The organism is Mesorhizobium sp. C432A (assembly GCF_030323145.1).
Taxonomy (GTDB): Bacteria; Pseudomonadota; Alphaproteobacteria; order Rhizobiales; family Rhizobiaceae; genus Mesorhizobium.
Genome location: NZ_CP100470.1, coordinates 4394812 through 4410847 on the forward strand (window position 1 = coordinate 4394812; position 16036 = coordinate 4410847).

The window sequence follows — 16036 nt, forward strand, 5'->3', positions numbered from 1 at the left end:
GAAAAACCGAGCCTTATGCGGCAGCGGCTTCCTCGTCGGTGCCTTCGGCCTCGATGCGGGCGCGGTCGCCGGCGCCCTTGGCCGAGGTGTCGCGATCGACGAACTCGATGACTGCCATGGCGGCATTGTCGCCGTGGCGGAAGCCGGCCTTCATGATGCGCAGATAGCCGCCATTGCGGGTGGCGTAGCGCGGCGCGATGGTGTCGAACAGACGCTTGACGACGCCTTCATTGCCGATCTGGGCAATGACCTGGCGGCGCGCATGCAGGTCGCCGCGCTTGCCGAGCGTCACCAGCTTCTCGACGATCGGACGCAAATCCTTCGCCTTCGGCAGGGTGGTGACGATCTGTTCGTGTTCGAGCAGCGACACGGCGAGGTTGGCGAACATCGACTTGCGATGGCTAATGCTTCGGGCGAAGCGGCGGCCTTTAAAACCGTGGCGCATGGCTCTTTTCCTTCTTCAGTTGTTCAAGAGGCCGTGGCCTCTGATGGTTTTCCGCATGACCGTCGGATCGAGCGGCCCACGCCGCCGATCCTTGGAAATTCATGCTCAATATTGGTCTTCGTAACGCTTGGCGAGGTCTTCGATGTTTTCCGGCGGCCAGTCCGGCACTTCCATGCCGAGGTGCAGGCCCATCGCCGCGAGCACTTCCTTGATCTCGTTCAGCGACTTGCGGCCGAAGTTCGGGGTGCGCAGCATCTCGGCTTCGGTTTTCTGGATAAGATCGCCGATATAGACGATGTTGTCGTTCTTCAGGCAGTTGGCCGAACGCACCGAAAGCTCGAGTTCGTCCACCTTCTTGAGCAGCGCCGGGTTGAAGGCGAGCTCGGTGACGGCCTCGGTGGCGACTTCCTTCTGCGGCTCGTCGAAATTGACGAACAGGCCAAGCTGGTCCTGCAGGATGCGGGCAGCGAAAGCCACCGCGTCCTCCCCCGAGATCGAACCGTCGGTCTCGATAGTCATGGTCAGCTTGTCATAGTCGAGAACCTGGCCCTCGCGGGTGTTCTCGACCTTGTAGGAGACCTTCTTGACCGGCGAATACAGGCTGTCGACCGGGATCAGGCCGATCGGCGCGTCTTCGGCGCGGTTGCGGTCGGCCGGCACGTAACCCTTGCCGGTGTCGACGGTGAATTCCATGCGGATTTCAGCGCCCTCGTCCAGCGTGCAGATGACGTGGTCGGGGTTGAGGATCTCGACGTCGCCAACCGTCTGGATGTCGCCAGCCAGAACCGCACCCGGGCCCTGCTTGCGAACGACCATGCGCTTGGGACCATCGCCTTCCATGCGGATGGCGATTTCCTTGATGTTGAGGACGATGTCGGTCACGTCCTCACGCACGCCGGCAATCGACGAGAATTCATGCAGAACGCCGTCGATCTGCACGGCGGTGACAGCCGCACCGCGCAGCGAAGACAAAAGCACGCGGCGCAGCGCGTTGCCGAGCGTCAGGCCGAAGCCACGCTCGAGCGGCTCGGCGACCAGCGTGGTCAGCGTCTTCTTCTTCGACGAGAACTCGATCTTGTTCGGCTTGATCAGTTCCTGCCAATTTTTCTGGATCATGATGCTTTCCTTCCGTTGACCCGCCACCATCCAATCGTGGCGGGCGACCTGGAGTGCCGTGGAGGAGCGCCTTGAGGCGCTCACGCGGCGTTCGGTAATGTCTTAGACGCGGCGCTTCTTGCGCGGGCGGCAGCCATTGTGCGGGATCGGCGTCACATCACGGATCGAGGTGATGGTGAAGCCGGCCGCCTGCAGGGCGCGAAGCGCCGATTCACGACCGGAGCCGGGTCCGCAGACCTCGACTTCGAGCATGCGCATGCCGTGTTCCTGGGCCTTCTTGGCGACGTCTTCGGCAGCCATCTGGGCGGCGAACGGGGTCGACTTGCGCGAACCCTTGAAGCCCTGGGCACCGGCCGACGACCAGGCAATGGAATTGCCCTGCGCGTCGGTGATGGTGATCATCGTGTTGTTGAAGGTCGAATTGACGTGGGCAACGCCCGACGAGATGTTCTTGCGTTCGCGACGGCGAACACGAGCGGCTTCCTTGGCCATGATAGTCCTTTCAGTTGATCTCTACACCGCCGTAATGCCAGCGGCTCCACCTTTGAAAGCGAGTAGTGAGCAGGGACCAGCGAATAGGGAACCCCTACTCGCTAATGGCTACTCGCTATTCGCTCACTTACTTCTTCTTGCCTGCAATCGACTTGGCCGGGCCCTTGCGGGTGCGTGCATTGGTGTGCGTGCGCTGGCCGCGAACCGGCAGCGAACGGCGGTGACGCAGACCGCGGTAGCAGCCGAGGTCCATGAGACGCTTGATGTTCATCGACACTTCGCGGCGCAGGTCGCCTTCGACCTGGTAGTCGCGGTCGATGGTCTCGCGGATCTGCAGCACTTCCGCGTCGGTCAGCTGGTTGACGCGGCGCTCGGCCGGGATGCCGACCTTGTCGACGATCTCCTGGGCGAACTTCTTGCCAATGCCGTGAATGTACTGAAGCGCAATGACGACGCGCTTGTTGGTCGGAATGTTGACGCCGGCTATACGAGCCATATTCTTCTCTTCTCCATGTGGGACCGGCCGGCCTTCAAAAAAAGGGGCATGCGCGGCGCTGTTCAAATTACCCGCGTCCGGTGGAGGCCGGCCCTTGCGGGAGTTCCCTAGTTTCAATGCGGCTGCCTTGCCCTTGCGGACAAGCAAGCCTCATGCCTGATAGGAAGACGGGCCGCCATAACCCAGCGAACCGTTCCAGTCAAGCGCAATCTTTACTTTACCGTAACGGTCTCCCGCGTCACCGCCGCGAGCAGCGCTTCAATCTCCGCCGTCACGGTGTCGACAGGGGCCATGCCGTCGACACTCCTAAGCGAGCGTTTGGCATAATAATAGCCGATCAGAGGCGCGGTCTTCTTGTAATATTCCCGCAGGCGCTCTTCGAACACCACCGGATTGTCGTCCTTGCGCACCGGCTGTCCGGCGGCCTTGGCGTCGTCGGCGCGCTTGACGATGCGGCCGACCAGCGCTTTGTCGTCGACGACGAACTCGATCACGGCATCGAGGCCAATGCCGCGCTCGGCGAGCATCGATTCAACCGCATCAGCCTGCACCAGCGTGCGCGGATAGCCGTCGAGAATGAAACCGTTGGTGCAATCGGGCTGATCGATGCGCTCGGCCACGATGGCGTTGACGATGGCGTCGGAAACCAGCTCGCCGGCATCCATCACCGCCTTGGCGCGCTTGCCGACTTCGGTGCCGGCCTGCACGGCCGCCCGCAGCATGTCACCCGTCGACAGCTGCGGTATGCCGTATTTTTCTACCAGTCTTTGTGCTTGCGTCCCCTTGCCCGCTCCTGGCGGCCCAAGCAATATCAATCTCATCTGGCCTTCTTCCCCCCGCGCAGCTTCGACTTCTTGATCAGGCCCTCATACTGGTGCGCGATCAGGTGACCCTGGATCTGCGCCACCGTATCGAGGGTTACACTGACCACGATCAGAAGCGATGTGCCACCGAGGTAGAATGGTACGCCAGTCGCCGAAATCAGGAACTCGGGCAGCAGGCACACCAGCACCAGATAGATGGCGCCGACGACGGTGATGCGCGTCAGGACATAGTCGATGTAATCGGCGGTGCGCTCACCCGGACGGTAGCCCGGAATGAAGCCGGAATGCTTCTTGAGCTGGTCGGCGGTGTCCTTCGGATTGAACACGATGGCCGTGTAGAAGAAGGCGAAGAACACGATCATTGCCGCATAGAACAGCATGTAGAGCGGCTGGCCGTGGCCGAGCGAGGCGAGCACGGTGCTTGCCCAGGCCGGCAGGTTTGTCGTCTGCGAGAAGCCGGCGACCGTTGCCGGCAGCAAAAGCAGCGACGACGCGAAGATCGGCGGAATGACGCCCGACGTGTTGAGCTTCAGCGGCAGATGCGAGGTATCGCCCTGGAACATGCGGTTGCCGACCTGGCGCTTCGGATACTGGATCAGCAGGCGGCGCTGCGCGCGCTCGAAGAACACGATCAGCGCGATGACGATGATAGCCAGCACGATGATCGCGAGTATCAGCCCGGTCGATAGGGCGCCGGTGCGGCCGAGCTCCAGCGTGCCGGAGATGGCGCGCGGCAGGCCGGCGACGATGCCGGAAAAGATGATCAGCGAAATGCCGTTGCCGATGCCGCGGGCGGTGATCTGCTCGCCCAGCCACATCAGGAACATGGTTCCGCCAACCAGCGTGACGACGGTCGAGATGCGGAAGAACATGCCGGGATCATTGACGATGCCGTTGCCGCCTTCCAGGCCCACCGAAATGCCGTAGGCCTGCACCAGCGCCAGGAGTACCGTGCCGTAGCGCGTGTACTGGTTGATGACCTTGCGGCCCTGCTCGCCTTCCTTTTTCAGCGCTTCCAGCGACGGAATGACCGAGGTCATCAGCTGCATGATGATGGAGGCTGAGATGTAAGGCATGATGCCGAGCGCGAAGATCGCCATGCGCTGCACGGCGCCGCCGGCGAACATGTTGAACATGCCGAGCACGCCCTTGGCCTGCGAAGAGAAGGCCTGCGCGAATGCATCCGGATTGATGCCGGGCAGCGGGATATAGGTGCCGAGGCGATAGACGAGCAGCGCGCCGACGGTGAACCAGATTCGCTTCTTCAGGTCCTCCGCCTTGGCGAAAGCCGCAAAATTCAGATTCGAGGCTAGTTGTTCAGCAGCCGAAGCCATGCCTGATTCTCCGCTAGAGCATGATGCCGAAAAGTGTGAAGCGGTTTTCGGACAACGTCATGCGCTACTTCTTTGATTTGTATGTCACGCTCGATGCCCGCAGCTCAGGCGGCGCGTGGCACCGAAGCTCACGAGATAAGCTCCGGGCTCTAAACATGCAAGCGGCCGCGTTGACGCGGCCGCCTAATTGATTGGATCAAAGCGCAATCGTGAACAAAAACGGATACCGTTCCTGCCGGCCGCGCTTCAAATTGCCGTTACTCCGCTGCCGCTTCCGGCAGCTTGACCGAACCGCCGGCCTTTTCGATCTTCTCGATCGCGGCCTTGGAGGCGCCCGCGACGTCGAAGGCAAGCTTTGCCTTGAGCTCGCCGTCCGAGAGGATGCGCACGCCGTCCTTGACGCGGCGGATGACGCCGGCGGCAACGAGCGCCTCGGCCGTCACGGTCGCCTTGGCGTCAAGCTTCTTGGCATCGAGCGCCGTCTGGATACGAGCCAGCGACACGACGACAAAGCTCTTGGCGAAGATGTTATTGAAGCCACGCTTCGGCAGGCGCCGATAGAGCGGCATCTGGCCGCCCTCGAAGCCGTTGATGGCAACGCCGGAGCGCGCCTTCTGGCCCTTGACGCCGCGACCGCCGGTCTTGCCCGAGCCGGAGCCGATGCCACGGCCGAGACGCTTCTTGGAGTGCGTCGCGCCGTCCTTGTCACGCAGATCGTTGAGTTTCATCTGGGTTCTCCTGCGCTTTTGCTCAGCCCTCGTCCACGACGCGGACGAGATGCTGGACGGCAGCGATCATGCCGCGCACCGAGGGAGTGTCCTCCAGAGTGCGCTGCTTGTGCATCTTGTTGAGGCCGAGGCCGACCAGCGTCGCGCGCTGTTCCTTCGGGCGGCGGATCGGCGAACCGATCTGCTCAACGGTGATGGTCTTGGTTGCTTTCTTGGCCATGGTCAAAATCCCTGGTCAGATCGACTATTCTTCAGCCGCAACGGCGGTGCCGCGGCGGGCCTGAAGGGTCGAATACTTGATGCCGCGTGCAGCAGCCACATCCTTGGGATGCATCTGGCTCTTCAGCGCGTCGAATGTGGCACGAACCATGTTGTAGGGGTTCGACGAACCCATCGACTTGGCGACCACGTCATGCATGCCGAGCGTCTCGAAGACAGCGCGCATCGGGCCGCCGGCGATGATGCCGGTACCCTGCTTGGCAGCGCGCAGCAGCACGCGTCCGGCGCCCCAGCGTCCTTCGACGTCGTGGTGCAGCGTGCGGCCCGAGCGCAGCGGCACGAAAATCATGTCGCGCTTGGCCGACTCAGTTGCCTTGCGGATCGCTTCCGGCACTTCGCGCGCCTTGCCGTGACCGAAGCCGACGCGGCCCTTCTGGTCGCCGACGACGACGAGTGCTGCAAAACCGAAGCGACGGCCGCCCTTGACGACCTTGGCGACACGGTTGATGTGGACGAGCTTGTCCACCATGCCGTCATCGCGTTCTTCACGATCGCGGCCGCGGCCGCCATCCCTACGTTCCTGTGCCATATCCTGTTCCTTGTTTTTTTCCGGAAGCACGGTTGCTGATAAGATCCGGTGCGCCTCTTTGGGTCACCGGGGGCGAATTATTTTTCCTTGCATGATCTTGTCCGAAAAGTCTGCAACTTTTTGCTGCGCTGACCTTCGGTTCGGGATCAGGCAATTAGAAGCTCAGACCGCCTTCACGGGCAGCCTCGGCCAGCGCCTTGACGCGGCCGTGATAGATATAGGCGCCGCGGTCAAAGACGACTTCCTTGACGCCGGCCTTCGAAGCACGCTCGGCGATCAGCTTGCCAACAGCGGCTGCTGCCTCGGTGTCGGCGCCGGTCTTGAGCGAACCCTTGAGGTCCTTCTCGAGTGTCGATGCAGCCGCGATGGTATGGCCCTTGGCATCGTCGATGACCTGCACGTAGATGTTCTTCGACGTGCGGTGAACCGAGAGACGCGGACGTTCGCCGGCGACCTTCTTGATCTGGCGGCGGACGCGCTGCGCGCGGCGCTGGATGGATTCCTTGGTAGCCATGATAGTCTTCCTTGCCTTCAAAAAACGGGGGCCGCCATGTGCGGTAGGCGAAAGCGCCTCCCGCGACCGCTCCCCGCGGCGTTGCACTTCTTTGGCTTGGCCTTTTCCGAAAAGTCTGCAACTTTTCGGGGCCAGGCCTACTACTTCTTCTTGCCTTCCTTGCGGACGATCTTCTCGCCGGCATAGCGGACACCCTTGCCCTTGTAGGGCTCGGGACCGCGATACTCGCGGATCTCGGCTGCAACCTGGCCGACCTGCTGCTTGTCGATGCCGGTCACGGTGATTTCCGTCGGCTTCGGCACGGTGATCGTGATGCCGGCCGGCGTCTCGTAAACGACGTCGTGGCTGAAGCCAAGCGCCAGCTGCAGGTTCTTGCCCTGGAGTGCCGCGCGATAGCCGACGCCGGTGATCTCGAGCTTCTTCTCGAAACCGTCCTTGACGCCCTGCAGGATGTTGACGATCTGCGTGCGCGACATGCCCCACTTGGAGCGGGCGGTCTTGGTCTGGTCACGCGGCTGGACAGCGATTTCGCTGCCTTCCATCTTGACCAGCACTTCGTCGTTCACCACGAACTTCAGCTCGCCCTTGGGGCCCTTCGCCGTCACGGTCTGGCCGTTGACGGTCGCGGTCACGCCCTGCGGCAGCGAAACGGGTTTCTTTCCAATACGAGACATTTGGTTGTCCTCGTCACTTCTCTTGTTTCAGGTCTGCCGAATTAGAAAATCTGGCAGAGGATTTCGCCGCCGACATTCTGTTCGCGTGCTTCGTGATCGGCCATCACGCCCTTCGGCGTCGAAAGGATGGCGATGCCGAGGCCGTTGGCGACGTGCGGGATCGACTTGGCCGAAACGTAAACGCGGCGGCCAGGCTTCGAGACGCGGGCGATTTCGCGCACGACCGGAGCACCGTCGAAATACTTCAGCTCGATTTCGATTTCGGACTTGCCGTTGTCGAAGTCGGTCTGGCTGTAGTCGCGGATATAGCCTTCAGCCTTCAGCACGTCGAGGACGCGGGTACGCAGGCGCGACGCCGGCGTCGAAACGCTCGACTTCTTACGGCCATACGCGTTGCGGATGCGGGTCAGCATATCGCCGAGAGGATCGCTCAATGACATGTTATGTCCTCCTTACCAGCTCGACTTGACCAGGCCCGGGATCTGGCCGTTATTGCCGAGATCACGAAGCGCGATGCGCGATACTTTGAGCTTGCGATAATAGGCGCGCGGACGGCCGGTAACTTCGCAGCGGTTGCGGATGCGGATCTTGGCCGAGTTGCGCGGCAGGGCAGCAAGCTTCAGCTGAGCGCGGAAACGCTCTTCCATCGGCTTGGACTGGTCCATGATGATCGCCTTGAGCGCTGCGCGCTTGGGACCGTACTGGTCGGCAAGCTTGCGGCGCCTGTTGTTCTTCTCGACTGAGCTGGTCTTTGCCATTTCAGATTTTTCCTTTTCTCGCTGCCGTTACTGGCGGAAGGGGAAGTTGAAGGCCTTGAGCAATGCCCTGGCTTCGTCGTCCGTCTTCGCAGTCGTACAAACGATGACGTCCATGCCCCAGATCTGATCAACCTTGTCGTAGTTGATCTCCGGGAACACGATGTGTTCCTTGATGCCCATGGCGTAGTTGCCACGGCCATCGAAGCTCTTCGGATTCAGTCCGCGAAAGTCGCGGACGCGCGGCAGTGCGATGTTCACGAGACGGTCGAGGAACTCGTACATGCGTTCCTTGCGCAGCGTGACCTTGGCGCCGATCGGCATCTTCTCGCGGACCTTGAAGCCGGCGATCGAATTACGGGCGCGGGTGACGACGGCCTTCTGGCCGGCGATCATCGCCAGGTCTTCGGCCGCGATCGAAGGCTTCTTCGAATCCGCGGTCGCTTCGCCGACGCCCATGTTCAGCACGATCTTGTCGATGCGCGGAACCTGCATCTCGTTCTCGTAGCCGAACTGCTCCTGCAGCGCCTTGCGGATGGTCTCGTTGTAGACCTGCTTGAGGCGCGGCGTGTTCTGGGCCTTGGACTGTTTGCTTTCAGCCTTGGGCTTCGTGGTTTGAGCCTTAGCCATTGATGACTTCTCCCGAGCGCTTGGCGACGCGCACCTTCTTGCCGTCCTTCTGGAAGATGAAGCCGACGCGGGTCGGCCTGCCATCCTTGGGGTCGGCGAGCGCGATGTTCGACAGCTGGATCGGCGCTTCCTTGGTGATGATCCCGCCCTCTTGGGACTGGGACTGCTTCTGGTGACGACGGATCATGTTGACGCCGCGCACCAGCGCGGTGTCTTCCTTCGGCTGAACCGAGAGGACTTCGCCCGAACGGCCCTTGTCCTTGCCGGCCAGCACGACGACCTTGTCGCCTTTTCTAATCTTTTGCATTGGTCCGGCTCCTTACAGCACTTCAGGCGCGAGCGAGATGATCTTCATGTGGTTCTTGGCGCGGAGTTCGCGCGGAACCGGTCCGAAGATACGCGTGCCGATCGGCTCTTTCTTGTTGTCGACGAGAACGGCCGCGTTCTTGTCGAAACGGATCACGCTGCCGTCCGGGCGGCGGATGTCCTTGGCCGTGCGAACCACGACCGCCTTCATCACATCGCCCTTCTTAACGCGGCCGCGCGGAATGGCTTCCTTGATCGACACCACGATGATGTCGCCTACGGAAGCGTATTTCCGCTTCGAGCCGCCCAGCACCTTGATGCACATGACACGACGGGCGCCGGAATTATCCGCGACGTCGAGGTTTGTTTGCATCTGAATCATGACTGGCCGCCTTCTTCTCTACTAACGGGACGGGCTCAAAGCCCCTCCCCGGTCTGTCCAAAATTCGGTTTGTTACGCCTGGTCCGAAGACACGACGATCCAGCGCTTGTCCTTGGAAATCGGCTTCGATTCCTGGATGAACACCTGATCGCCGACCTTGTGGGCGTTGTTCTCGTCGTGCGCCTTGTACTTCTTGGTCATGCGCACGGTCTTCTTCATCACGGGATGCGTGAAGCGCCGTTCGACCTTGACGACTACCGTCTTCTCGTTCTTGTCGCTGACGACAGTGCCCTGCAGAATGCGCTTTGGCATGATTTTCGTCCTTAAGCCTTCTTGGCCGCGGACTTTTCCGCAGCGATGGTCTTGATACGCGCAATGTCCTTGCGAACCTGCCGCACGCGCGCGGTCTTCTCGAGCTGGCCGGTGGCCTTCTGGAAGCGCAGGTTGAACTGCTCCTTCTTCAGGCTGGCCAGATCGTCGGTCAGCTGGTCCTGGGTCTTGGTCCGGATGTCTTCGGCTTTCATGATCAGCCCGTCCTTATTCTGCGATGCGCTGTACGAAGCGCGTCCTGACCGAGAGCTTGGCCGCGCCGAGACGCAGCGCCTCACGGGCGGTTTCTTCGTTGACGCCGTCGATCTCGAACATGATGCGGCCCGGCTTTACGCGCGCCGCCCAGTAATCGACAGCGCCCTTGCCCTTGCCCATGCGCACTTCAGTCGGCTTCGACGTCACCGGCACATCAGGGAAAATACGGATCCACACGCGGCCGGCACGCTTCATCTCACGAGTGATCGCGCGGCGGGCCGCCTCGATCTCACGCGCGGTGACGCGGTTCGGCTCAAGCGCCTTCAGCCCGAAACCACCGAAATCCAGGTTGGTGCCGCCCTTTGCGGTACCATGGATACGGCCCTTGAACTGCTTGCGGAACTTTGTGCGCTTTGGCTGCAGCATCGTTCTAACTCCAAATTCCTAAATAATCAGGCGTTTTCGCGACGACGACCGCGTTCGCGATCACCACCACCGCCATGCGCAGCATCACCCTCGGTCGCGCGACGCTCCGAAGCCATCGGATCGTGCTCGAGGATTTCGCCCTTGAACACCCAGACCTTGACGCCGCAGATGCCGTAAGCCGTATGCGCTTCGGCCGTGCCATAGTCGACATCGGCGCGCAGCGTATGCAGCGGCACGCGGCCTTCGCGGTACCATTCCATGCGTGCAATCTCTGCGCCGCCGAGACGGCCGGCGCAGTTGATGCGGATGCCTTCGGCGCCCAGGCGCATCGCCGACTGAACGGCGCGCTTCATGGCGCGGCGGAACGCGATACGACGCTCGAGCTGCTGGGCGATCGACTGGGCGACCAGGGTTGCGTCGATTTCCGGCTTGCGCACTTCAACGATGTTCAAGTGCGTCTCGGACTTCGTCATCTCCATCAGCTTCTTGCGAAGCTTTTCGATGTCGGCGCCCTTCTTGCCGATGATCAGGCCCGGGCGCGCCGCATGGATGGTGACGCGGCACTTCTTGTGCGGGCGCTCGATCACGACCTTGGAAATCGCAGCCTGCTTGAGTTCCTTTTCAAGATATTTGCGGATCTTGATGTCCTCATGCAGCAGCTTGCCGTACTCGCCGGTGTTCGCGAACCAGCGCGAATCCCAGGTGCGGTTGATGCCGAGGCGCAGACCGATCGGATTGACTTTCTGACCCATTATGCGGCCTCCCCTTTTTCTTCGACTTCACGAACGACGATCGTGAGGTGCGAGAACGGCTTTTCTATACGGCTGGCGCGACCGCGGCCACGAGCATGGAACCGCTTCATGACGATCGACTTGCCGACATAGGCTTCCGCCACGATCAGTGCATCGACGTCGAGGTCGTGGTTGTTTTCCGCGTTGGCGATCGCCGATTCCAGCGTCTTCTTGACCGTGCCGGAAATCCGCTTGGCCGAGAATTCGAGATCGGAAAGCGCTGTCGCGACCTTCTTGCCGCGGATCAGCGCGGCAACCAGGTTCAGCTTCTGCGGGCTGATACGGATCGTGCGCAGAACGGCGCGCGCTTCGTTGTCAGCAAGCCTGCGCGGAGCTTTGGCCTTGCCCATGATTATTTCCTCTTCGCCTTCTTATCCGCGCCGTGACCGTAATAGGTCCGGGTCGGAGCGAATTCACCGAACTTGTGACCGACCATGTCCTCGTTCACCGAGACGGGAACATGCTTCTGGCCGTTGTAGACACCGAAGGTGAAGCCGACGAACTGCGGCAGGATGGTGGAGCGACGGCTCCACATCTTGATCACCTCATTGCGACCACCTTCACGAACCTTGTCCACCTTCTTGAGAAGGTAGCCGTCGATGAAGGGGCCTTTCCAAATAGAACGAGTCACTTGGCGTTACCTCTTCTTAGCTCTTGCGCTGATGGCGCGAGCGCAGGATGAACTTGTCGGTCGCCTTGTTGGACCGCGTCTTCTTGCCCTTGGTCGGCTTTCCCCACGGGCTGACCGGATGACGGCCACCGGAGGTGCGGCCTTCACCACCGCCATGCGGATGGTCGACCGGGTTCATGGTCACGCCGCGATTGTGCGGGCGCTTGCCGCGCCAGACCGTGCGGCCGGCCTTGCCGTCGTTGATGTTGCCGTGGTCGGGGTTCGACACGGCGCCGACGGTGGCCATGCAGGAGCCGTGAACGACCCGCTGCTCGCCCGAGTTGAGGCGCAGGATCGCCATGCCCTGGTCGCGACCGACCAGCTGTCCGTAGCCACCTGCCGAGCGGGCAACCTGGGCGCCCTTGCCCGGCTTCAGCTCGATGTTATGGACGATCGTGCCGACCGGCATCGAGGCCAGCGGCATCGCATTGCCTGGCTTCACGTCGACCGATTCACCGGCCACGATCTTGTCGCCGGCGGCAAGGCGCTGCGGAGCGATGATGTAGGACAGCTCGCCATCGTCATACTTGATCAGCGCGATGAAGGCGGTGCGGTTCGGATCGTATTCAATGCGCTCGACCGTGCCGACGACGTCGAACTTGCGGCGCTTGAAGTCGATGATGCGGTACGAACGCTTATGACCGCCGCCGATGAAGCGGGCCGTGATGCGGCCGTGATTGTTGCGGCCGCCCGACTTGGTCAGGCCTTCGGTCAGTCCCTTGACGGGCTTGCCCTTGTAGAGGCCCGAGCGGTCGACGATGACCAACTGGCGGGTGCTCGGCGTTACCGGGTTGAATTTTTTAAGTGCCATGTTTGTTGTCCTCGCGGCCTAGCTCAGAGACCCGTCGCGACGTCGATCGACTGGCCGTCGGCCAGTGTCACAATCGCCTTCTTGACGTCGCTCTGGCGGCCGATCGTGCCGCGGAAGCGCTTGATCTTGCCCTTGCGGACAAGCGTGTTCACGGCCGTAACCTTGACGCCAAACAGCGCTTCGACAGCGGCCTTGATTTCCGGCTTCGACGCCTTCTTGGCGACGTTGAAAACAACCTGGTTGTTCTCGGAAGCCATGGTCGACTTTTCCGTGATCGCCGGCGAGACGATCACGTCGTAATGACGGAGGTCGGTCATTTAAAGCGCTCCTCGAGAGCCTCGACGGCGGCCTTCGAAAGGACCAGCGTGCCGCGGCGCAGAATGTCGTAGACGTTGATGCCCTGGATGGGCAGCACGTCGATGTTCGGGATGTTGGTCGCCGCCAGCTTGAAGTTCTGGTCAAGCTCGGCACCGCCGATCACCAAGGCGTTGGTCAGGCCCAGTGTCGCGAAATTCGCGATCAGCGCCTTCGTCTTGGCCTCGGTCAGCTTCAGCTCGTCGATGATGATGATCGACGCGCTCTTGGCCTTGGCCGAGAGAGCATGCCGCAAGCCCAGAGCGCGCACCTTCTTCGGCAGATCGTGCTCGTGGCTGCGAACGACCGGGCCGTGGGCCTTGCCGCCGCCGCGGAACTGCGGAGCGCGTGCCGAATGGTGACGGGCGCGGCCCGTACCCTTCTGCTTGTACATCTTGGCGCCGGTGCGCGCGATTTCGGCGCGGCCCTTGGCCTTGTGCGTGCCCTGCTGCCGTTTGGCCAGCTGCCAGCGCACGACGCGCTGCAGGATGTCCTCGCGCGGATCAAGGCCGAAAATCTCCTCGGAGAGTTTCACCTTGCCGGCGTCCTTGCCGCCAAGCGTTGTGATCTTGAGATCCATTATTCTGCTCCCTCTGCGGCCGGAGCCTCGTTCTTGGCGCCACTCTCGGCGGCAACGGCGCGGATCGCGGCAGGCTTCGGCGCGTTGGCCGGCAGTGCCACCTTGGCCGCATCGCGGACCAGGATCCAGGCGCCCTTCGATCCGGGAACCGCACCGCGGATCAGGATCAGGCCGCGGTCGGCGTCGGTCGAAACGATCTCGACATTCTGTGTGGTGACGCGGGTGTCGCCCATGTGGCCAGCCATATGCTTGCCCTTGAACACTTTGCCCGGGTCCTGACGCTGGCCGGTCGAACCATGCGTACGGTGCGAAACCGAGTTACCGTGCGTCGCGCGGCCACCACCCATGTGATGGCGCTTGATGACGCCCTGGAAACCCTTGCCGATCGTCGTGCCCGTCACATCGACCTTCTGGCCGGCGACGAAGTGCTCGACGGTGATCTCGGCGCCGACATCGATCATGTTGTCGGCGGAGACGCGGAACTCGGCGACCTTCGCCTTCGGCTCGACGGAAGCGGTCGCGAAATGGCCGCGCATCGCCTTCGACGTGTTCTTCACCTTGGCAAGGCCAACGCCGAGCTGGACGGCGGTATAGCCGTTCTTCTCCTGCGTGCGCTGAGCCACGACCTGGCAGTTCTCCATCTGGAGAACGGTGACGGGAACATGTTCCCCGGCATCATTATAGATGCGGGTCATTCCCACCTTCTTTGCAATCACACCTGAACGCATCGGTTCAATTCCTTTAGAGTTCCGGGCCAGGGGCACCGCCCCTTACCGCGCTCTCATTCCCTTAGAGCTTGATCTCGACGTCGACACCGGCGGCCAGATCGAGCTTCATCAAAGCATCGACCGTCTGCGGGGTCGGATCGACGATGTCGAGCAGACGCTTGTGCGTGCGCATCTCGAACTGCTCGCGGCTCTTCTTGTCGACGTGAGGCGACCGGTTGACCGTGAACTTTTCGATCCGCGTCGGCAGCGGAATGGGGCCGCGGACGTTTGCTCCGGTGCGCTTGGCCGTCGACACGATTTCTTTCGTCGAGGCGTCAAGCACGCGGTGATCAAACGCCTTCAGGCGGATGCGGATATTCTGTCCGTTCATGCGTCACTTCCTTGTTCTGGCGCGGCGCGGGCAAATCCTGCGCCCGCGACAGATCGGTTTAAGTCCAAATTACTCTTTGATGGTGACGACGATGCCGGCACCGACGGTGCGGCCGCCTTCACGGATGGCGAAGCGCAGCTTCTCTTCCATGGCGATCGGCACGATCAGCTCGACATCGACGGTGATGTTGTCGCCGGGCATAACCATTTCCGTGCCTTCCGGCAGCGACACGATGCCGGTCACGTCGGTCGTGCGGAAGTAGAACTGCGGACGGTAGTTGGTGAAGAACGGCGTGTGACGGCCACCTTCGTCCTTGGTCAGGATGTAGGCTTCGGCCACGAACTTCTTGTGCGGCTTCACCGTACCGGGCTTGGCCAGAACCTGGCCGCGCTCGACACCTTCACGATCAACGCCGCGCAGCAGCGCGCCGATGTTGTCGCCGGCCTGGCCCTGGTCGAGCAGCTTGCGGAACATCTCGACGCCCGTGCAGGTCGTCTTGGTCGTCGGACGGATGCCGATGATTTCCAGTTCCTCGCCGACCTTGACGATGCCGCGCTCGACGCGGCCGGTCACGACCGTGCCACGGCCCGAGATCGAGAACACGTCTTCGATCGGCATCAGGAACGGCTTGTCCAGCGGACGAACAGGCGTCGGGATATAGGCATCGACCGCAGCCATCAACTCGCGGATCGCATCTTCGCCGATGGTCTTGTTGGAATCTTCCAGAGCAGCCAGCGCCGAACCCTTGACGATCGGAATGTCGTCGCCGGGGAACTCGTTCTTCGACAGAAGCTCGCGAACCTCGAGCTCGACCAGTTCGAGCAGCTCGGCATCGTCGACCTGGTCGACCTTGTTCAGGAACACCACGATCGACGGCACGCCGACCTGACGGGCAAGCAGGATGTGCTCGCGGGTCTGCGGCATCGGGCCGTCGGCGGCCGACACCACCAGGATCGCGCCGTCCATCTGCGCAGCGCCCGTGATCATGTTCTTCACATAGTCGGCGTGGCCGGGGCAGTCGACATGGGCGTAGTGGCGCGCTGCCGTCTCGTATTCGACGTGCGCCGTCGAAATCGTGATGCCGCGGGCCTTCTCTTCGGGCGCCGCATCGATCTGGTCGTAGCGCTTGTACTCGCCAAAATACTTCGTGATCGCCGCCGTCAGCGACGTCTTGCCATGATCGACGTGGCCAATCGTGCCAATGTTCACATGAGGCTTGTTACGCTCGAATTTACCTTTTGCCATGTGATGTCTCCAATCTGCTCGCCCGTACGGGC

Annotated in this window: 28 protein-coding genes; all 28 read right to left on the bottom strand. The window is 61.8% G+C overall.

From position 1 onward, the window contains the following. Positions 1–13: 13 nt before the first annotated feature. The 28 genes from rplQ to tuf all read right to left on the bottom strand — a co-directional run bounded on the left by rplQ (position 14) and on the right by tuf (position 16004). A complete protein-coding gene (gene rplQ / locus NLY33_RS21385) occupies positions 14–445 on the bottom strand; it encodes a 50S ribosomal protein L17 (RefSeq protein ID WP_023682598.1) in 432 nt (143 codons plus the stop codon). Positions 446–550: 105 nt separating this feature from the next. Beyond that, entirely contained in the window at positions 551–1561 is a 1011-nt protein-coding gene (locus tag NLY33_RS21390) for a DNA-directed RNA polymerase subunit alpha (protein ID WP_023682599.1), read from the bottom strand. A 102-nt stretch (positions 1562–1663) separates the two neighbouring features. Further along, positions 1664–2053 carry a 30S ribosomal protein S11 gene (gene rpsK / locus NLY33_RS21395; RefSeq protein ID WP_006205444.1) on the bottom strand — a complete coding sequence of 130 codons (390 nt, stop codon included), beginning with the start codon at positions 2051–2053 and terminating at the stop codon, positions 1664–1666. 127 nt (positions 2054–2180) lie between these two features. After that, positions 2181–2549 carry a 30S ribosomal protein S13 gene (rpsM, locus tag NLY33_RS21400; RefSeq protein WP_006205445.1) on the bottom strand — a complete coding sequence of 123 codons (369 nt, stop codon included), beginning with the start codon at positions 2547–2549 and terminating at the stop codon, positions 2181–2183. Positions 2550–2761: 212 nt separating this feature from the next. Then, a complete protein-coding gene (locus NLY33_RS21405) occupies positions 2762–3370 on the bottom strand; it encodes an adenylate kinase (protein WP_023701778.1) in 609 nt (202 codons plus the stop codon). After that, positions 3367–4707, bottom strand: coding sequence for a preprotein translocase subunit SecY (secY, locus tag NLY33_RS21410; RefSeq protein ID WP_023672761.1), 1341 nt, complete (start codon positions 4705–4707; stop codon positions 3367–3369). The genes NLY33_RS21405 and secY overlap by 4 nt, the downstream gene beginning before the upstream one ends. Before the next feature lie 257 nt (positions 4708–4964). Further along, entirely contained in the window at positions 4965–5435 is a 471-nt protein-coding gene (gene rplO / locus NLY33_RS21415) for a 50S ribosomal protein L15 (protein ID WP_023672760.1), read from the bottom strand. A gap of 22 nt (positions 5436–5457) precedes the next feature. Next, complete coding sequence (gene rpmD, locus NLY33_RS21420) at positions 5458–5655, bottom strand: 50S ribosomal protein L30 (protein WP_006205449.1); 198 nt, start codon at positions 5653–5655, stop codon at positions 5458–5460. A 24-nt stretch (positions 5656–5679) separates the two neighbouring features. Then, positions 5680–6243, bottom strand: coding sequence for a 30S ribosomal protein S5 (gene rpsE / locus NLY33_RS21425; protein WP_006333394.1), 564 nt, complete (start codon positions 6241–6243; stop codon positions 5680–5682). Positions 6244–6397: 154 nt separating this feature from the next. Continuing rightward, positions 6398–6757, bottom strand: coding sequence for a 50S ribosomal protein L18 (gene rplR, locus NLY33_RS21430; protein ID WP_023682602.1), 360 nt, complete (start codon positions 6755–6757; stop codon positions 6398–6400). Positions 6758–6897: 140 nt separating this feature from the next. Further along, positions 6898–7431 carry a 50S ribosomal protein L6 gene (gene rplF, locus NLY33_RS21435; RefSeq protein ID WP_023682603.1) on the bottom strand — a complete coding sequence of 178 codons (534 nt, stop codon included), beginning with the start codon at positions 7429–7431 and terminating at the stop codon, positions 6898–6900. Positions 7432–7472: 41 nt separating this feature from the next. After that, positions 7473–7871 carry a 30S ribosomal protein S8 gene (gene rpsH / locus NLY33_RS21440; protein ID WP_006205453.1) on the bottom strand — a complete coding sequence of 133 codons (399 nt, stop codon included), beginning with the start codon at positions 7869–7871 and terminating at the stop codon, positions 7473–7475. A gap of 12 nt (positions 7872–7883) precedes the next feature. Further along, positions 7884–8189 carry a 30S ribosomal protein S14 gene (gene rpsN / locus NLY33_RS21445; RefSeq protein WP_010909282.1) on the bottom strand — a complete coding sequence of 102 codons (306 nt, stop codon included), beginning with the start codon at positions 8187–8189 and terminating at the stop codon, positions 7884–7886. Between the two features lie 27 nt (positions 8190–8216). Further along, positions 8217–8816 carry a 50S ribosomal protein L5 gene (gene rplE, locus NLY33_RS21450; protein WP_023672755.1) on the bottom strand — a complete coding sequence of 200 codons (600 nt, stop codon included), beginning with the start codon at positions 8814–8816 and terminating at the stop codon, positions 8217–8219. Next, positions 8809–9123, bottom strand: a complete 315-nt coding sequence (gene rplX, locus NLY33_RS21455; RefSeq protein ID WP_023691245.1) for a 50S ribosomal protein L24 — start codon at positions 9121–9123, stop codon at positions 8809–8811. The genes rplE and rplX overlap by 8 nt, the downstream gene beginning before the upstream one ends. Before the next feature lie 12 nt (positions 9124–9135). Next, entirely contained in the window at positions 9136–9504 is a 369-nt protein-coding gene (gene rplN, locus NLY33_RS21460) for a 50S ribosomal protein L14 (RefSeq protein WP_006205457.1), read from the bottom strand. A gap of 72 nt (positions 9505–9576) precedes the next feature. Then, positions 9577–9816, bottom strand: coding sequence for a 30S ribosomal protein S17 (gene rpsQ / locus NLY33_RS21465; protein ID WP_010909280.1), 240 nt, complete (start codon positions 9814–9816; stop codon positions 9577–9579). 11 nt (positions 9817–9827) lie between these two features. Then, positions 9828–10028: a 50S ribosomal protein L29 gene (gene rpmC / locus NLY33_RS21470; protein WP_006205459.1), complete on the bottom strand. Its 201-nt coding sequence runs from the start codon at positions 10026–10028 to the stop codon at positions 9828–9830. Positions 10029–10041: 13 nt separating this feature from the next. Further along, entirely contained in the window at positions 10042–10455 is a 414-nt protein-coding gene (rplP, locus tag NLY33_RS21475) for a 50S ribosomal protein L16 (RefSeq protein ID WP_006205460.1), read from the bottom strand. Positions 10456–10481: 26 nt separating this feature from the next. Further along, entirely contained in the window at positions 10482–11207 is a 726-nt protein-coding gene (gene rpsC / locus NLY33_RS21480) for a 30S ribosomal protein S3 (RefSeq protein ID WP_023672753.1), read from the bottom strand. Next, complete coding sequence (rplV, locus tag NLY33_RS21485) at positions 11207–11596, bottom strand: 50S ribosomal protein L22 (protein WP_006205462.1); 390 nt, start codon at positions 11594–11596, stop codon at positions 11207–11209. Before rplV ends, rpsC begins: the two co-directional genes overlap by 1 nt. A 2-nt stretch (positions 11597–11598) precedes the next feature. Further along, entirely contained in the window at positions 11599–11877 is a 279-nt protein-coding gene (rpsS, locus tag NLY33_RS21490) for a 30S ribosomal protein S19 (RefSeq protein WP_006205463.1), read from the bottom strand. A gap of 16 nt (positions 11878–11893) precedes the next feature. Beyond that, positions 11894–12727, bottom strand: a complete 834-nt coding sequence (gene rplB, locus NLY33_RS21495; protein WP_023706515.1) for a 50S ribosomal protein L2 — start codon at positions 12725–12727, stop codon at positions 11894–11896. A 23-nt stretch (positions 12728–12750) separates the two neighbouring features. Beyond that, positions 12751–13044 carry a 50S ribosomal protein L23 gene (locus NLY33_RS21500; protein WP_023672751.1) on the bottom strand — a complete coding sequence of 98 codons (294 nt, stop codon included), beginning with the start codon at positions 13042–13044 and terminating at the stop codon, positions 12751–12753. Continuing rightward, positions 13041–13661, bottom strand: coding sequence for a 50S ribosomal protein L4 (rplD, locus tag NLY33_RS21505; protein ID WP_023672750.1), 621 nt, complete (start codon positions 13659–13661; stop codon positions 13041–13043). The genes NLY33_RS21500 and rplD overlap by 4 nt, the downstream gene beginning before the upstream one ends. Beyond that, on the bottom strand, positions 13661–14389 hold the full coding sequence (gene rplC / locus NLY33_RS21510; RefSeq protein ID WP_023682606.1) for a 50S ribosomal protein L3: 729 nt from the start codon (positions 14387–14389) through the stop codon (positions 13661–13663). Before rplC ends, rplD begins: the two co-directional genes overlap by 1 nt. Positions 14390–14450: 61 nt before the next feature. Further along, positions 14451–14759: a 30S ribosomal protein S10 gene (rpsJ, locus tag NLY33_RS21515; RefSeq protein WP_010909272.1), complete on the bottom strand. Its 309-nt coding sequence runs from the start codon at positions 14757–14759 to the stop codon at positions 14451–14453. Positions 14760–14828: 69 nt separating this feature from the next. Next, entirely contained in the window at positions 14829–16004 is a 1176-nt protein-coding gene (gene tuf, locus NLY33_RS21520) for an elongation factor Tu (protein WP_023723394.1), read from the bottom strand. Between the last annotated feature and the right edge of the window lie 32 nt (positions 16005–16036).

What these genes read in the sequence shown, in the direction of transcription:
- rpsN (WP_010909282.1), bottom strand. Translation starts at nt 8,189, where the DNA reads ATGGCAAAGACCAGCTCAGTCGAGAAGAACAACAGGCGCCGCAAGCTT.
- rplN (WP_006205457.1), bottom strand. Translation starts at nt 9,504, where the DNA reads ATGATTCAGATGCAAACAAACCTCGACGTCGCGGATAATTCCGGCGCC.
- rplX (WP_023691245.1), bottom strand. Translation starts at nt 9,123, where the DNA reads ATGCAAAAGATTAGAAAAGGCGACAAGGTCGTCGTGCTGGCCGGCAAG.
- rplB (WP_023706515.1), bottom strand. Translation starts at nt 12,727, where the DNA reads ATGGCACTTAAAAAATTCAACCCGGTAACGCCGAGCACCCGCCAGTTG.
- rpsM (WP_006205445.1), bottom strand. Translation starts at nt 2,549, where the DNA reads ATGGCTCGTATAGCCGGCGTCAACATTCCGACCAACAAGCGCGTCGTC.
- rpmD (WP_006205449.1), bottom strand. Translation starts at nt 5,655, where the DNA reads ATGGCCAAGAAAGCAACCAAGACCATCACCGTTGAGCAGATCGGTTCG.
- rplQ (WP_023682598.1), bottom strand. Translation starts at nt 445, where the DNA reads ATGCGCCACGGTTTTAAAGGCCGCCGCTTCGCCCGAAGCATTAGCCAT.
- tuf (WP_023723394.1), bottom strand. Translation starts at nt 16,004, where the DNA reads ATGGCAAAAGGTAAATTCGAGCGTAACAAGCCTCATGTGAACATTGGC.
- rpsC (WP_023672753.1), bottom strand. Translation starts at nt 11,207, where the DNA reads ATGGGTCAGAAAGTCAATCCGATCGGTCTGCGCCTCGGCATCAACCGC.
- rpsK (WP_006205444.1), bottom strand. Translation starts at nt 2,053, where the DNA reads ATGGCCAAGGAAGCCGCTCGTGTTCGCCGTCGCGAACGCAAGAACATC.
- rpsJ (WP_010909272.1), bottom strand. Translation starts at nt 14,759, where the DNA reads ATGAACGGACAGAATATCCGCATCCGCCTGAAGGCGTTTGATCACCGC.
- secY (WP_023672761.1), bottom strand. Translation starts at nt 4,707, where the DNA reads ATGGCTTCGGCTGCTGAACAACTAGCCTCGAATCTGAATTTTGCGGCT.
- rplC (WP_023682606.1), bottom strand. Translation starts at nt 14,389, where the DNA reads ATGCGTTCAGGTGTGATTGCAAAGAAGGTGGGAATGACCCGCATCTAT.
- rplP (WP_006205460.1), bottom strand. Translation starts at nt 10,455, where the DNA reads ATGCTGCAGCCAAAGCGCACAAAGTTCCGCAAGCAGTTCAAGGGCCGT.
- rplF (WP_023682603.1), bottom strand. Translation starts at nt 7,431, where the DNA reads ATGTCTCGTATTGGAAAGAAACCCGTTTCGCTGCCGCAGGGCGTGACC.
- rplO (WP_023672760.1), bottom strand. Translation starts at nt 5,435, where the DNA reads ATGAAACTCAACGATCTGCGTGACAAGGACGGCGCGACGCACTCCAAG.
- rplD (WP_023672750.1), bottom strand. Translation starts at nt 13,661, where the DNA reads ATGGATCTCAAGATCACAACGCTTGGCGGCAAGGACGCCGGCAAGGTG.
- rplE (WP_023672755.1), bottom strand. Translation starts at nt 8,816, where the DNA reads ATGGCTAAGGCTCAAACCACGAAGCCCAAGGCTGAAAGCAAACAGTCC.
- rpsE (WP_006333394.1), bottom strand. Translation starts at nt 6,243, where the DNA reads ATGGCACAGGAACGTAGGGATGGCGGCCGCGGCCGCGATCGTGAAGAA.
- rpsH (WP_006205453.1), bottom strand. Translation starts at nt 7,871, where the DNA reads ATGTCATTGAGCGATCCTCTCGGCGATATGCTGACCCGCATCCGCAAC.
- rpsQ (WP_010909280.1), bottom strand. Translation starts at nt 9,816, where the DNA reads ATGCCAAAGCGCATTCTGCAGGGCACTGTCGTCAGCGACAAGAACGAG.
- rplV (WP_006205462.1), bottom strand. Translation starts at nt 11,596, where the DNA reads ATGGGCAAGGCCAAAGCTCCGCGCAGGCTTGCTGACAACGAAGCGCGC.
- rpmC (WP_006205459.1), bottom strand. Translation starts at nt 10,028, where the DNA reads ATGAAAGCCGAAGACATCCGGACCAAGACCCAGGACCAGCTGACCGAC.
- NLY33_RS21500 (WP_023672751.1), bottom strand. Translation starts at nt 13,044, where the DNA reads ATGACCGACCTCCGTCATTACGACGTGATCGTCTCGCCGGCGATCACG.
- NLY33_RS21405 (WP_023701778.1), bottom strand. Translation starts at nt 3,370, where the DNA reads ATGAGATTGATATTGCTTGGGCCGCCAGGAGCGGGCAAGGGGACGCAA.
- rplR (WP_023682602.1), bottom strand. Translation starts at nt 6,757, where the DNA reads ATGGCTACCAAGGAATCCATCCAGCGCCGCGCGCAGCGCGTCCGCCGC.
- NLY33_RS21390 (WP_023682599.1), bottom strand. Translation starts at nt 1,561, where the DNA reads ATGATCCAGAAAAATTGGCAGGAACTGATCAAGCCGAACAAGATCGAG.